This is a genomic window from Parapedobacter deserti, from assembly GCF_042646065.1.
Taxonomy (GTDB): Bacteria; Bacteroidota; Bacteroidia; order Sphingobacteriales; family Sphingobacteriaceae; genus Parapedobacter; species Parapedobacter deserti.
Map to the genome: position 1 here is coordinate 206240 of NZ_JBHRTA010000038.1, position 15029 is coordinate 221268.

General features: G+C 50.2%; 14 protein-coding genes. 3 read left to right on the forward strand and 11 right to left on the reverse strand.

Features of this window, described 5'->3' with window-relative positions; all coding sequences use genetic code 11:
- Positions 1 to 24: 24 nt before the first annotated feature.
- The 5 genes from ffh to bshA all read right to left on the reverse strand — a co-directional run bounded on the left by ffh (position 25) and on the right by bshA (position 5017).
- Positions 25 to 1365, reverse strand: coding sequence for a signal recognition particle protein (gene ffh, locus ACFOET_RS13545; RefSeq protein WP_379023528.1), 1341 nt, complete (start codon positions 1363 to 1365; stop codon positions 25 to 27).
- Between the two features lie 112 nt (positions 1366 to 1477).
- Positions 1478 to 2164 (reverse strand): zinc metallopeptidase, encoded by a 687-nt coding sequence (locus ACFOET_RS13550; RefSeq protein WP_379023530.1) that lies wholly within the window; start codon positions 2162 to 2164, stop codon positions 1478 to 1480.
- A 364-nt stretch (positions 2165 to 2528) separates the two neighbouring features.
- Positions 2529 to 3092 (reverse strand): ribosome recycling factor, encoded by a 564-nt coding sequence (frr, locus tag ACFOET_RS13555; RefSeq protein WP_379023532.1) that lies wholly within the window; start codon positions 3090 to 3092, stop codon positions 2529 to 2531.
- A gap of 36 nt (positions 3093 to 3128) precedes the next feature.
- Positions 3129 to 3836, reverse strand: coding sequence for a UMP kinase (gene pyrH, locus ACFOET_RS13560; RefSeq protein ID WP_379023534.1), 708 nt, complete (start codon positions 3834 to 3836; stop codon positions 3129 to 3131).
- A gap of 53 nt (positions 3837 to 3889) precedes the next feature.
- Positions 3890 to 5017, reverse strand: a complete 1128-nt coding sequence (bshA, locus tag ACFOET_RS13565) for an N-acetyl-alpha-D-glucosaminyl L-malate synthase BshA (RefSeq protein ID WP_379023536.1) — start codon at positions 5015 to 5017, stop codon at positions 3890 to 3892.
- A 241-nt stretch (positions 5018 to 5258) separates the two neighbouring features.
- On the opposite strand from bshA, the gene ACFOET_RS13570 reads away from it, so the two are divergent.
- The 3 genes from ACFOET_RS13570 to ACFOET_RS13580 all read left to right on the forward strand — a co-directional run bounded on the left by ACFOET_RS13570 (position 5259) and on the right by ACFOET_RS13580 (position 8697).
- Positions 5259 to 5645, forward strand: coding sequence for a BlaI/MecI/CopY family transcriptional regulator (locus ACFOET_RS13570; RefSeq protein WP_379023538.1), 387 nt, complete (start codon positions 5259 to 5261; stop codon positions 5643 to 5645).
- Positions 5642 to 7354 (forward strand): energy transducer TonB, encoded by a 1713-nt coding sequence (locus tag ACFOET_RS13575; protein ID WP_379023540.1) that lies wholly within the window; start codon positions 5642 to 5644, stop codon positions 7352 to 7354. The genes ACFOET_RS13570 and ACFOET_RS13575 overlap by 4 nt, the downstream gene beginning before the upstream one ends.
- A gap of 95 nt (positions 7355 to 7449) precedes the next feature.
- Positions 7450 to 8697 carry a DUF819 family protein gene (locus ACFOET_RS13580; RefSeq protein WP_379023542.1) on the forward strand — a complete coding sequence of 416 codons (1248 nt, stop codon included), beginning with the start codon at positions 7450 to 7452 and terminating at the stop codon, positions 8695 to 8697.
- A gap of 333 nt (positions 8698 to 9030) precedes the next feature.
- On the opposite strand, the gene ACFOET_RS13585 is transcribed toward ACFOET_RS13580, so the two are convergent.
- The 6 genes from ACFOET_RS13585 to ACFOET_RS13610 all read right to left on the reverse strand — a co-directional run bounded on the left by ACFOET_RS13585 (position 9031) and on the right by ACFOET_RS13610 (position 15024).
- Complete coding sequence (locus ACFOET_RS13585) at positions 9031 to 10602, reverse strand: M28 family peptidase (RefSeq protein WP_379023544.1); 1572 nt, start codon at positions 10600 to 10602, stop codon at positions 9031 to 9033.
- A 47-nt stretch (positions 10603 to 10649) separates the two neighbouring features.
- Positions 10650 to 11093, reverse strand: coding sequence for a ribose 5-phosphate isomerase B (gene rpiB, locus ACFOET_RS13590; protein WP_379023546.1), 444 nt, complete (start codon positions 11091 to 11093; stop codon positions 10650 to 10652).
- A gap of 12 nt (positions 11094 to 11105) precedes the next feature.
- A complete protein-coding gene (tatC, locus tag ACFOET_RS13595) occupies positions 11106 to 11990 on the reverse strand; it encodes a twin-arginine translocase subunit TatC (RefSeq protein WP_379023548.1) in 885 nt (294 codons plus the stop codon).
- 70 nt (positions 11991 to 12060) lie between these two features.
- Positions 12061 to 13401 carry an acetyl-CoA carboxylase biotin carboxylase subunit gene (gene accC / locus ACFOET_RS13600; RefSeq protein ID WP_379023550.1) on the reverse strand — a complete coding sequence of 447 codons (1341 nt, stop codon included), beginning with the start codon at positions 13399 to 13401 and terminating at the stop codon, positions 12061 to 12063.
- Between the two features lie 73 nt (positions 13402 to 13474).
- Positions 13475 to 13957 carry an acetyl-CoA carboxylase biotin carboxyl carrier protein gene (gene accB / locus ACFOET_RS13605; protein WP_379023552.1) on the reverse strand — a complete coding sequence of 161 codons (483 nt, stop codon included), beginning with the start codon at positions 13955 to 13957 and terminating at the stop codon, positions 13475 to 13477.
- A gap of 71 nt (positions 13958 to 14028) precedes the next feature.
- Positions 14029 to 15024: a beta-ketoacyl-ACP synthase III gene (locus tag ACFOET_RS13610; RefSeq protein WP_379023554.1), complete on the reverse strand. Its 996-nt coding sequence runs from the start codon at positions 15022 to 15024 to the stop codon at positions 14029 to 14031.
- Between the last annotated feature and the right edge of the window lie 5 nt (positions 15025 to 15029).

A 15029-nucleotide genomic window follows, 5' to 3' on the forward strand; every position in this document is an offset into this window, starting at 1 on the left:
TAATTCAAAGATAACGAAATTTATCTATCGTCCCATCGGCATCTTGGGCATGCCACGCATCATGCGTGCCATGGCGGCAGGATTAGACATTTGCTTCATCACCTTCCGCATGTCATTAAACTGTTTCATCAGCTTATTTACTTCCACGAGGTCGGTGCCGGAGCCCTTCGCGATGCGTGCGCGGCGCTTTTGGTCGATGGCATCGGGATTCTCCCGCTCATAAGGGGTCATGGAGTTGATGATAGCCTCAATGGGTTTAAAGGCGTCGTCATCGATATCCACATCCTTCATCGCCTTGCCCACGCCGGGAATCATTCCCATAAGGTCTTTCATGTTGCCCATTTTCTTGACCTGCTGGATCTGATTGCGGAAGTCATTGAAATCAAATTTGTTCTTGCGGATCTTGCGGTGCAGTTCGGCCGCCTCTTTTTCATCGAATTGCTGCTGGGCGCGCTCAACCAGGGATACCACGTCGCCCATCCCGAGGATGCGTGAAGCCATCCGGTCGGGGTGGAATACGTCAAGCGCATCCATTTTCTCGCCTGTACCAATGAATTTGATGGGCTTATTGACGACGGATTTGATGGAGAGCGCCGCACCACCCCGTGTATCGCCGTCCAGCTTGGTAAGCACGGCACCCGTGAAATCGAGCCGGTCATTAAAGGTTTTGGCCGTATTCACTGCGTCCTGCCCGGTCATCGCATCCACTACGAACAGGATTTCATGCGGCTGAGTGGCTTCTTTTACAGCGGATATTTCATTCATCAGCGCCTCATCGATGGCCAACCGACCGGCCGTATCGACAATGACCACATTGTAGCCCTTGTGTTTCGCTTCGGCTACGCCGGCCTGTGCGATGCCTATGGGATCTTTCGACTCCCTGTCGGTATATACCGGCACGTCCACCTGCTGGCCCAGTACCTCCAGCTGGTCAATGGCCGCAGGGCGGTACACGTCGCCCGCAACGAGCAACGGTTTCCTGCCTTTTTTCTCTTTCAGGTATTTGGCCAGTTTACCGGAAAACGTGGTCTTACCTGCCCCATTAAGGCCTGCAATAAGGATGACCGTTGGCGTTTTGGAAAGCTCCAGTTCGGAAGCCGATCCACCCATCAGCGCGGTCAGCTCATCGTTCATGATTTTGGTGAGCAACTGGCCAGGGGAAATGCTGGTCAGCACGTTCTGGCCAAGCGCTTTTTGTTTTACCTCATCGGTAAACGCTTTGGCGGTTTTGTAATTGACGTCGGCATCAAGCAACGCTTTGCGGATTTCCTTCATGGTTTCCGCCACGTTGATTTCGGTGATATTCCCTTGGCCCTTCAGTACTTTAAAGGCCCTGTCTAATTTATCTTGTAAATTCTGAAACATCGTCAGTATACTAAATGTGAACGAGATGCAAAGGTACGAAATCTGTGATTAAAAAGCCCGCCTGCTATTAACACAGACGGGCTCACCTAAACCTAAACTATGAAAAGAATCTTTAGTCCCTTCTGCCCAGTAGCATGCTGGCGTAGTACAGCAAGGTTACCAGTGAAGATAATGCTGCTACCACATAAGTCATCGCAGCCCACCAGAGGGCATCCTTTGCACCTTCATGCTCCACGGTACTATGCGTGATTCCTTTTGTATCCAGCCAAGCCAACGCGCGTTTCGATGCATCGAATTCCACGGGGAGGGTGACAAAGCTGAATAGCGTAGTGATGGCCAGCGCCGCCACTCCGATGGCCAGTACCCAGATATTTCCGGAGAAAGCGAGGAAGACACCGATCATCAGTACCCAAGTAACAAGCTTGGAAGCTACGCTGACCGCAGGCACCATGGCCGAGCGGAACTGCAGCCATGAATAGGCTTTCGCATGCTGCACGGCATGTCCGCATTCGTGGGCAGCTACCGCCGCAGCCGCAACGCTGCGTCCGCTGTATACTTCCGGACTCAGGTTCACCGTTCGATCAGCCGGGTTGTAATGATCGCTCAACTTCCCCTGCGCCGAGATAATCTGTACGTCATAGATACCGTTGTCATGCAGCATCTTTTCGGCGATGTCCCGCCCAGTCATCCCGCTGCTGAGCGGCATTTCCGAATATTTTTTAAATTTATTCCTGAAACGCCACTGCACAATCATGCTAACCAACATGATTCCGATAAAAATAATCCAATAACTTGCCATAATATCTTTCTATTTATTTTTGTTTCGCTTGTTCGCCTTCGTTGCTTTCGCTTGTCAAAGGTCAATTTACAAAAAACATACCGCGCGCCGTCTGCTGACGATATGACCGTATCGGCATGCCACGAATATAGCAAAAAGTGGTATGAACTGCAAATTCGTCGGTTGGTACGTTATTGATGGCAGTTTTCAACAACCAGCAAAACATACTTGCCGTCCCGGGTGTGATTCACTTCGCCTTCATGTTAATATTCAGCGTCCTTGACGGCAAGCGTATTTGGGGCCGACTATTCGAAGAATACAGCCATTGCTTTTACAACCTCGGGCAACACTTCGGGCTCGCAATCACGAGGCAGGCCATCGTTCGTTACACCGTCATGATGTCCTTTTCCTTCGCTTCGGCTAGTTTATCAACATCGGCAATATATCGGTCGGTCAGTTTCTGAACTTCAGCTTCGCCGGCTTTAATATCGTCTTCAGACACGCCGTCGTTCTTCAGCTTCTTAATACCGTCGTTTGCTTCCTTACGGATATTCCGGATAGCTACACGGCCTTTCTCTGCTTCTTCTTTGACCTTCCGTACGAGATCCCTGCGCCGCTCTTCGGTGAGCGGTGGAATGTTCAGCCGTATAATGGTACCATCGTTTTGCGGAGTCAGCCCGATGTTTGCATCGAGGATTGCCTTTTCAATATGGGATAGCATTGATTTTTCCCACGGCTGGATCACCAACGTGCGGGCATCGGGCGTGTTGACGTTGCTGACTTGGGAAAGCGGCGTGGAAGTGCCGTAGTAATCCACATGGATACCATCAAGCATGGAAGGCATTGCCTTACCTGCGCGGATTTTGGTGAGTTCAAACTCGGTATGTGCCACCGCTTTTTTCATCTGATCGGCACTATCGTCCAGTTGTAAGGATATCAGTTCGTCCATGGTTATGCGTTCTTCTTATGGTTTGGTCAAAGATAACTATTCTCGTACTAAAGTTCCAATGGGTTCGCCGTTTGCCAGTCGTGCCAGGTTGCCGGGTTTATTCATATCAAACACGATGATGGGCAATTTGTTTTCTTGGCACAGGGTGAAGGCAGTCATGTCCATCACACTAAGCCCGCGGTTGTACACGTCTTGGAACGTGATTTCGTCAAAACGGGAAGCCGTAGGATCTTTCAGTGGATCGGCCGTGTAGATGCCATCCACGCGAGTACCTTTGAGTACCACATCTGCGTTGATTTCGATGGCCCGGAGTGAGGCAGCCGTATCTGTCGTAAAATAAGGATTGCCCGTGCCTGCGCCAAAGATGACCACCCTTCCTTTTTCGAGGTGGCGTACGGCACGTCGACGGATGAAGGGCTCACAGATCTGCTCCATCTTGATGGCCGTGAGCAAACGGGTTTTGATCTCCAATTTTTCAAGTGCATCCTGCAGCGCCATGCTGTTGATGACCGTGGCCAGCATACCCATGTAGTCCGCCTGAACGCGGTCCATGCCCGCCTTTTCGGCGCTAAGGCCGCGGTAGATGTTGCCACCCCCGACGACGAGAGCTACCTCCATCCCCTTGCTGTGGATTTCCTTGATGTCTTTTGCGTATTGGGCTACACGGTTGATGTCAATGCCGTAGTTTTGCTCGCCCATGAGGGCTTCTCCGCTGAGTTTGAGTAGGATGCGTTTATATTTCATACAACTTGCTGTCTTGGAAGAGGCTTCCAAGCGGCAAAGATAAGAGAATTTTTTTAACTGCCCGCGATCACTTCTTGGTAATACTGTTCATATAACGGCATGATGTTGGCGAGCTGAAAATCCTTTGCCCGGTCTAATGCGGCATCTTTGAATTGCTCCAAGCGCACGCTGTCTTCAAGGATATGGATGGCATTGGCTGCCATAGCGTCTACATCACCCACTTCGCTGAGAAAGCCGGTCACGCCATCTACATTCAATTCAGGCAGTCCGCCCGTATTGGATGAAATGACAGGTACTTTACAGGCCATGGCTTCCAGCGCAGCGAGACCAAAGCTTTCCGAACCCGAGGGGATGATGAACAGGTCGGAAACCGATAAAATCTCCTCGATGGCGTCCTGTTTGCCGAGGAAGCGGATGTCGTTGGCTACGCCAAGCTCGCGGGAGAGCTGTTCCGCTGCCGTACGCTCAGGCCCGTCACCCACCATAAGCAGCTTACTTGGAAGCTTCTCCTGCACCTTTTTAAAGATGCGGATTACATCTGTTGTACGCTTCACCTTGCGGAAGTTTGATGTATGCACAAGGATACGCTCGTCGCCGGGCGCAATGGCCTGCTTGAAATGCTGGCGCGGCTTGAGGCTGAAACGGCTCAGGTCAATGAAGTTTGGGATGACACGGATGTCCCGTTTGATGTCGAAATAGCTCAGCGTTTCTTCTTTCAGGTTGTTGGACACTGCCGTCACGCCATCCGACTGGTTAATGGAAAATGTGACCACCGGACTGTAGCTGGCATCTTTTCCCACCAATGTGATGTCTGTCCCATGCAGGGTAGTGACCACCGGAATATGAATGTTGTAGGTTGCCAGAATCTGCTTGGCCATGAAGGCAGCCGAAGCATGGGGAATGGCATAATGCACATGCAGCAGATCCAGCTTTTCGAACCGGACAACATCCACCAGCTTGCTGGCCAAGGCCAATTCGTATGGCGGAAAATCGAACAACGGATATTTGGAGATCGTTACTTCATGATAAAAGAGGTTTTCTGAAAAAAAATCCAGCCTGGCCGGCTGGCTATAGGTGATAAAATGGATCTGGTGTCCATTGGCAGCCAGGGCCTTGCCCAGTTCGGTGGCTACCACTCCGCTTCCACCAAAAGTGGGATAGCATACGATGCCTATCTTCATTTGTTCCCTTCAATTTAGCTTGCCGCAAAGTACGGATAAATTTTTTGACGCCATGTTCATCCGAACGTCAAAAGATTGGCTATTCTGCGACAACCGGATAAAACTAATTTTTTAATTGCAAAACTAAATTATTAGTTGTATGTTTGCTTTACAAAGATATTCCGGATGACTGCGTGCTGACCGTTTGCACTTGTCACCCGCTAGCAAAACATTCATTATTAAACGATAACAAAAACGATCCATGAAAGAGTTGAAAGAGCTGACACGTGCCGAAGAACAAGTTATGCAGGAACTATGGAACCTCGGCAACGCATTTGTCAAAGACATTATCGATCGGTTGCCCGATCCGAAGCCTGCGTATAACACGGTTTCCACAATTGTGCGAATTTTGGAAACCAAAGGGTTCGTGGCGCATGAGGCTTTTGGTAAAAGCCACCGGTACTATCCGCTTGTTTCGAAGGAAGCTTACCGCACATTCGCAACGGGCAAGCTGCTGCACGGTTACTTTAATAATTCGGCGAGGAACATGCTGTCGTTCTTTCTCGAAGAGGAGAAGCTTGACCTCAAAGATGCTGATGAGTTGTTAAGGATGCTTGAAGAGGCAAAAAAGAAAGGGGGGAAACCATGATATACCTACTGCTTGCCAACCTCTACCTCGGCATTTTCTACGGGTTTTACCGGGCGATTCTGTGCAAACGCACATTTTTCCAGTGGAACCGGTTTTATCTGCTGGCAGGGTTACTGCTCGCATTTACATTACCGTTGCTGGAACATCCGTCTTGGAATACGACAGGAGGCTATCCGGACTACTTGGTCGGCATCCAGGTAGGAGAGTCCGTAGTGGTGGAAGCCGGTGCGGTTGAGGTGGATCGGCCTTCGCCGTTCACGCTGCGCAATGTATTGACCTACGGATACATCGGCGGATGCCTGTTGACTTTCTTTATGGTCTTGCGCCGCCTGACGATGACGCTGCGAATGCTGCGGAGGCATTCGAAAGGTGACGCTTTTTCATTTTTTGGCATCGTCCGGGTTGACCGGACGATGATGGAGCATGACCGGATCCGCTTACATGAACAGGTCCATGTTAGGGAATGGCATAGCGTGGATGTCGTACTCATGCAGCTTGTCAAAATATTCAATTGGTTCAATCCGGTAGTATATGCTTACGAGCGTGCACTCCGGCTACAACATGAATACATCGCCGACGGAAAATCGGCTGCCGGCGACACGATGGCGTACGCCGAGCTGCTTGTGGCTCGCGCCATGGGTGCTGATCACCAAGTACTTATGCATACATTCTCGAGCAAACGGTTGCTAAAAAGCCGGGTAGCGATGCTATTGCGAGATAAATCACCCAGGTTGGGCCTGTTGTCGTACATGTTGCTGTTGCCCCTCATCGGTGGCATGGTGGTGCTTTCCTTTGCGTGCAACCAACGCCAAGGACACGAGCAAAGGGGCGACGGCGTGGTCTATCAAGAAGCCGATCTTGGGGTCTCCGGCGCTGAGGAGGATGCAAAGCAATTTAAAATGTACCTTGCCAAAAACATCGACTACGCGGCAGAAGCGATACATGAGGGCAAGCAGGGCATGGTTGCCTTTACATACGAAAAGGCCGAAAATGGGACTATCGAACGGGTAAAGTTCCTCAATGAGTTGTGGGAGGGTCAACAGGTTGACATCCTGAATGTACTGCAACGTGATCAAGCAGGACGCGTGGCGCCTGTGGGGAAGTACCTAGTTTCTGTAGATTTCCGGCTCAGCGGGCGGGGCGAAAGCCAGGTAGCACCACCGCCGCCTCCGGTGCCGGACGGCTATGTTCCATTAGGATCCATCGCAATCATCGGCTACTCGCCCGACTCCCCGCCCCCACCGCCGGTGGAGCGAAAGTCCGCCGAGCAGGAAGACAATGCTGCAAGGCAGTTGGCTACGCCTAAGACCGAAACGCCAGTTGATGAGGTAGATTCGCAGCAGGACATAGCAGGTGCGCGGAAAACTGAGGTTATTGAAAAGTCTACTGATGTGATATTTCAATCGGTCGAGATCGAACCTACGCCGGCTGGCGGTTTGAGAGCGTATATGGAATACATCGGCCAAAATTACGATTATCCTCAAGCGGCTATCGATGCGGGTGTGAATGGAAAATTATTAGTATCTTTTATCGTTGAAAAGGACGGTAGCCTTACAGATATCAAGGTGCTAGAAGATTTGGGATACGGTACCGGTGAAGCAGCCGTCCGCGTGCTGCAAAATGGCGGCAAATGGTCTCCGGGTATACAGAACGGCAGGCCCGTGCGCGTGGCATACACCTTACCTATCCGCCTGAACTTACAATCGTAATCTGCATAACAAGTGTATGAAAGCCCGGATGAGCCGGGCTTTTTTTTTACCTTTGGCGCGTACGAAGAAATTTGCTTACTTACCAATAGCCTGTTATGGATAACACGTCAAGCGTATTGCCATTGATCACGAATGATGCTACCGTATTTGGCCTGATTATGGTTGTTCTCGCCATCATCTTTTATACATCCAACAGTAAACTGTCGGGCTTCCGGAAATTTTACGCCGTTTTACCGCCGCTCCTGCTCTGCTATTTTGTTCCAGGGCTGTTCAACTCATTCGGGGTAATTGATGGAACAGATTCTGACCTTTATCAAATGAGTTCGAATTATTTGCTCCCGGCTTGTTTAGTGCTGTTTACCATCAACATGAATTTTCGCGAAGTATGGAAACTGCGAAAGAAGGCGGGGCTGCTGTTCATTACGGGGCTGCTGGGTATTGTGCTGGGAGGTCCGTTTTCCGTGTGGCTTTTCTCACTGTTTGCCCCTGACGTCGTCGCGGGGGAAACATGGAGGGGGTTGGCAACATTGGCGGGCTCCTGGATCGGCGGGGGCGCAAACCAAGCCGCGCTGTACCGCATTTTTGAACCACCACCTGAAATATTTTCGGCAACGGTGGCTGTAGACGTCTTTGTGGCTTATGGGTGGATGGCTGTTATCCTTTATGGCGCGGGAAAACAAGCTCAACTGGACCGCTATTTCAGCGCGGAGGGCGATGAGGTATCAAGGCTCACACAACGGATGGAGACGCAACGTGGACAGGAAACAAAGGCTGCCGAAGCGAAGGACTACTTCGTAATGCTCGGGGTGGCCTTCGGCGTCACAGGCGTCGCTCATTTTTTGTCTGGGATCATCGCGGGCTATTTTCGTGAGAATGCACCGCACTTGGACAAATTCAGCCTTACATCCGATTTCTTTTGGGTCGTTCTCTTAGCGACAACCCTGGGGGTAGCGCTTTCATTTACTAAAGTGAGGCAATTGGAACAGGCTGGTGCCTCACGCGTGGCGACCGTCTTTCTGTACGTCCTCATCGCTACCATCGGAATGCAGATGGATATTTTCGCTATCATGGATAACCCCGGGTTGTTTCTGGTCGGTCTTACCTGGTTGTTATTCCATGCTACGCTGCTTTTTGCAGTAGCGAAACTGATCAAAGCCCAGTTCTTTTTTCTCGCCATGGGCAGCATGAGCAACATTGGGGGGGTAGCTTCGGCATCGGTCACCGCAGGAGCATTTCATCCGGCCTTGGTGCCGGTGGGTGTTTTCATGGCTGTTTTCAGTTATGCCATCGGTACCTATGCCGGATATTTATGCGGCATCTTAATGCAATGGGTAGCACCTTAAGGGAGCTATACTGTATCCAGCGCGTACTAAAAAACTCTCGGATTCCTGCTTGTTTTCGGACTCTTATGCTTTCTTACATCCCCAACGGTAAAGCGTTCAGGCTTAAACGCTGGTTGCTCGGTTTTCTGCTTTTTTCCTTTGCTGTCCGTTTGTTTCGCTTTTTTTTCTGTTTCTTCACTTCTCTTGTTCATCGCGCTAACTTTTAAGGTTTTCTCGTTTTAAATATAACAGCGGGAACGCAGAAAGGTTTACTGGATCGAATCGTAAGTAAAGAACAAGGGCTTATCGGATGATAAGCCCTCGATGTGCTTGGCACCTTGCCTGTTTGGTAATTTATTTCTTATTTGAGTCGACCACCAGGCGTTTATCACGGTTAGCAACTTCCCATGCGGTGTGGAATGCCAAGCGGGCACGTTTAGCCAGCATTTCAAAGTTGATCTTGTCTACGGTATCTTCCGGTGTGTGATAATGCGGATGCAGCCCGCTGAAATAGAAAATAACCGGAATGCCGTGTTTTGCGAAATTATACTGGTCAGAGCGGTAATAGATACGCAAGGGATCATTGGGGTCATCGTACATATAATCCAGTTCCATATGTGTATATTCCGCATTGGCATTTTCGTTGATAGCCTTCAGCTCAGCGCTGAGCATGCTCGAACCGATTGCATGCACATAATTGTGGTTGCCGCGCAGGTGTTTATCATCTATGCGGCCGATCATATCCATATTTATGCCGACTACGGTGCTTTTCAAAGGAAACACCGGATGTTGCGAATAATAGTTTGAGCCCAGCAGGCCTTTTTCTTCGGCGGTCACAGCTATAAAGAGAATGCTCCTCCGCGGGCCATGGCCCGCCGCTTTCGCTTTGGCAAAGGCTCGAGCTAGAACCAGCACACCCGTCGTTCCTGAGCCATTGTCATCCGCTCCGAAGAATATGGTGCCGTTTTGTTTGCCGTCGTGGTCGTAATGCGCCATAATAACCAGCAGCTCGTCCTTCAAATCAGTTCCCTCCAGGTACCCTAACACGTTGTCCGAGGTAAATGGTTCGGTTACCGTGCCAAAGGCAGCATTGAGCCTCGTCTTATATGCCCTACTCTGGCTTTTTTGCGTTTTGTCTATTTTTTCCCTCAGTTCGTCAATGGAGGTCTTCGCGTTTGCCAGTAGGAGATTAGCCATTTCGGTATTGATATTGGCAACTGGGATACTGTTTGGTGCCGGTGGAGTGCCGCTCTCTTCCAGCGCAATGCGCGGCTGTACCAACCGGTTGCCAAAACGTTCGAGCGATTCATTAATCGCGCTTGACACCGCTACGATTAACTTGGGCTCCTTTGCGATAATGTTCTGTAGGCGCTTGGTGCGGGAGGTTACCCATTCTGATGGGGTGTCCGTACCAGTAATCAGGGAATTGCCTTTAGCATCTTTGGGCTCACCCTCATTGAGCAGCATCACGACCTTGCCCCTGATGTCGATGCCAGTAAGGTCGTCGTACTTGTCTTCGCTGATGCCATACCCAATAAACACGATTTCCTTGGCGTTGACCTTGGTTTCAGGCCCGCCGCCAACGAAGTAAAAATCTTTCCCATTAATAAACGGTCTGCCGGCTATTTCAAATGTTTTAACATCGAAACGAGTGCGCACCAACTTTACAGGCTGGAAATACGAACCATTTACAGGCGCGGCCAACCCCAAATTCTTAAATTCTTCGGCGATGTAGGCCGCTGCTTTTTCACCACCTGGTTCACCGGTACCGCGCCCTTCAAATTCTGCGGACGCAAGGATAGATAAGTGTTCTCTTGCTGCTTCAGGACTGATTTCTGAGGCATACTTCAGCTGTACCGGATCCTGCGCCAGAACACATCCGTAGAAAGCTGGGATGAGGAATAATAAAGATAATAACTGCTTCATTGTGCTTTTGTTAAATATGAGACATGAGACATAAGGCATCAGGCTATTCAATGACAAGCGATTTTTTCTACCCGGTTGGCGTGGCGGCCGCCCTCGAAGTCGGTAGTCAAGAACTTGCCTACGACCGCCTTGGCCAATTCCACGTCGATGAAACGGGCCGGGATGCACACGATGTTTGCATCATTGTGTTGCCTTGATAGCACCGCCAGCGCTTCCTGCCAGCAGATGGCTGCGCGGATGCCCTGATGTTTGTTGGCGGTGATGGCTACCCCATTGGCGCTGCCGCAGACCAGTACACCGCGCTCAAACTCGCCGCGCTCCACTGCCTCCGCTACCGGGTGGGCAAAATCCGGATAATCTGCCGAGTCGTTAGTGTAGGTGCCGAAATCCTTGACTGCGTATCCTTCGTCTTCGAGGAATCGTACCAATGCGGCTTTGTACTCAAATCCCGCATGGTCCCCGCCGATGGCAATCGCTTTTTTAGCTGTCATGGTTTATACGTGTTACTTATTTTCTCCCCTGTAAAAATCAACTTCGGCCTTCATCCGCCTTTTGTGTACCCTTGAAGCCACAATGATGCTCAGCTCGTACAGCAGAAACATCGGGAAGCTCACGGTAAGCATTGTGATGATATCAGGGGTAGGTGTGATAATCGCCGCAACGATCAGGATAATGACTATCGCATACTGCCGTGTTTTGCGCATAAACTGAGGCGTCATGATACCAAGTTTGGAAAGGATGTAGATGACGATGGGCAGTTCGAATACGATGCCGCATCCCAGCGTGAGGGTAGCGACAAAGGATAGATAGTTGTTGATGGTAATGGTGTTGTTGATTTCGTCGCTGATGGAATAGTTGGCCAAGAAATTCATTGCAAGGGGAACGACTACGTAGTAGCCGAACAGGATACCCAGGGCGAACAGCATGCTGGCGTACACCACGAAGCCACTGGCCGATTTCCGTTCGATGTCTGTCAGCGCCGGCTTCACAAACAACCATATTTCGTACAGCAGATAGGGGAAACCCAGTACGACCGCCATAATCAGCGAGGAGTTGATCTGCATGATAAATTGGCCGGCCATCTGTGTATTGATAATGGTGCCCGGCACCTCCGTCACGCAAAAATCCGGTGTGTTGAGCCATTCGCCGATCGTGCACATCACCCGATACGTCCAGAAATCAGGGCTTTTGGGGCCCATAATAATCTTATCAAAAATAAAGTCATAGAACGAAAAAGCCAATAGCATGAAGACCACCACGGCGATTGCCGACCGGATGAGGTGCCAGCGCAATACTTCAAGATGATCGAAAAACGACATTTCGGCCTCGATGCTCTTACCTTTATTTTTGAGGGTATCGATTAATTTCTTTCCGGATAATTTACTCATGACGACGGATAAAAAGCAAAAATACCATTCTGATTGGTAAGAATGGTATTTTGCCGTAGGGTATATTACATTATTCGCTTAAATCAAAAGTTTCCATAAACTTGGTGGTGAAATTGCCTGCCCTGAAGTTGGGATCGCGCATCAACCGCAGATGAAGCGGTATGGTGGTTTTAACCCCCTCGATGACAAATTCACTTAGCGCACGCTCCATGGTGCATAAAGCCTCTTCGCGGGTCTGCGCCACGCAAATAAGCTTGGCAATCATCGAGTCGTAGTTAGACGGGATCACATAGCCTGAGTAGGCGTGGGTGTCTACCCGCACACCATGTCCGCCCGGTGAGTGGAAATTGGTGATCTTGCCCGGCGATGGCCTGAAATTATTGAATGGGTCTTCCGCATTGATGCGACATTCGATGGCATGCATGGTGGGCTCGTAATTGTTGCCCGAGATGGGGATGCCTGCTGCTACCTTGATTTGTTCCTTGATCAAATCAAAATTTATAACTTCCTCGGTGACAGGGTGTTCTACCTGGATACGGGTGTTCATTTCCATGAAATAGAAATTGCGGTGTTTGTCCACCAGGAATTCGATGGTGCCCGCACCCTCATAGTTTACAGCCTTGGCGCCTTTGATTGCTGCCTCGCCCATGGCTTTCCGTAATTCAGGCGTAATAAAAGGAGAGGGAGCCTCCTCGATGAGCTTCTGATGCCGCCGCTGGATGGAGCAGTCGCGCTCAGAAAGATGGCATACGGTGCCATATTGATCGCCCACCACCTGTATTTCAATGTGCCGGGGATCTTCTACATACTTCTCGAGGTAAATGCCATCGTTGCCAAAGGCCGCGCCTGCCTCCTGCCGTGCCGAATCCCATGCAGGCTCGAAGTCGTTATCTTTCCATACGATGCGCATACCGCGGCCGCCACCGCCTGCCGTTGCTTTAAGAATAATGGGGTATCCGATTTCGTTGGCGATCTTGATGCCTTCTTTGACATCCTTGATCAGTCCCTCTGAACCGGGAATCGTTGGCACTCCGGCATTCTTCATGGTTTCCTTTGCCGAAGATTTATCGCCCATCTGCTCTATTTGCTCGGCGGTCGCGCCGATAAACTTGATGCCGTATTGCTTGCAAATAGATGAAAACCGTGCGTTTTCGGAAAGAAACCCATATCCGGGGTGGATGGCATCCGCATTGGTCAGTTCCGCTGCGGATATGATATTTGGTATATTCAGGTATGATTCTTTGCTGGGTGGGGGGCCTATGCATACTGCTTCATCGGCAAAGCGCACATGCAGGCTATCACGGTCGGCCGTAGAGTAAACAGCCACGCTCTTGATGCCCATCTCACGGCAGGTACGGATGATGCGCAACGCTATTTCTCCGCGGTTGGCTATTAATATCTTTTTAAACATGAACGTCAGTTATCTGCTATCGATAGTTGTGTTTTTGCGTAAACGCTGTGTTAATAGGTGTCAACCCGAGGTGCTATTTGGGTTCAACCAGGAAAAGCGGTTGATCGTATTCAACAGGCTGCGCGTCGTCTACCAATACTTTGACGATTTTGCCGGAAACTTCAGATTCGATTTCGTTGAACAGCTTCATGGCTTCCACAATGCATACTACCTTTCCCGAGGTTATTTCATCACCTACATTGACAAATGCCGGCTTGTCCGGAGATGGCGACCGATAAAATGTACCGATCATCGGCGATTTGATGGTAATATAGTTGGATGCCTCTTCTGCTTTCCCCGCCGTCGGCTGCTGTACGCTGTCCGTTGCTACGGGCGCCGCAGCGGCCTGGGGCAGCGGTGCTGCCACCGGAGCGGGTAACGTCGCAGTCACGTATGTAGGCTCGTGGCTGGTTTTTATCGTGATCTTGAAATCACTCTCCTCGATAGATACTTCATTCACCCCCGATTTAGCGACAAACTTAATCAGGTCTTGAATTTGTTTGATATCCATGCTCATTGTACAGTAGGTTTGATAATAAGACTCAAAAATAGTTAGCTAATCTGTTATATAACAAATAAATCCGACATTTATTGCCCATAGGCCCATTTGAGGTAAACTGATCCCCAGGTGAAACCGCCGCCGAAGGCCGCGAGAATGAGGTTGTCGCCTTTCTTTAATTGGTTTTCCCATTCCCACAAACAAAGGGGGATGGTTCCGGCGGTGGTATTGCCGTAACGTTCGATGTTGACCATCACTTTTTCGTCGCTGAGCCCCATTCGGTCGGCCGTAGCGTCGATGATACGCTTATTTGCCTGGTGGGGAACAAGCCACGCCACATCATCCGCTGTGAGGTGATTGCGCTCCATGATTTCGGCGGCAACGTCGGCCATGTTAGTCACCGCAAACTTAAAGACGGCACGTCCTTCTTGGTAAGCATAGTGCATGTCGGCATCGACGGTGGCATGAGACGCTGGGTGCAGCGAGCCACCAGCTTTGATATTCAGATAAGGGCATCCCGAGCCGTCGCTCTTCAGGATGGAATCCATTACGCCAAGCCCCTCTTCGTTCGGTTCGAGCAATACCGCCCCACATCCATCACCGAATATGATACAGGTAGTGCGGTCGTTATAGTTGATTATGGACGACATTTTGTCGCCGCCTACCACCAAGACTTTTTTGTGCGTGCCTGATTCAATAAACTTGGCACCTGTGGTCAGCCCATAGATAAATCCCGAGCAAGCTGCCTGCAGATCGAAACCCCACGCGTTTACGGCGCCAATTTTATCGGCGAGCAAATTGGCCGTTGCCGGAAAGGGCATGTCAGGTGTTACGGTGCAGAAGATGATCAATTCGATTTCTTCGGCTCCGATTCCCCGTTTTTCCAGCAAGCCTTTCACAGCAGGTACAGCCATGTCCGAAGTGGCCTTGCCATCACCCTTGAGTATCCGGCGTTCCTTGATTCCGGTACGTGTAGTTATCCATTCATCATTGGTGTCAACCATCGTTTCGAGTTCTTGATTGGTCAGGATATAATCCGGTACGTACCCGTTTACGGCCGTGATGGCAGCATGTATTTTAGACATATAGT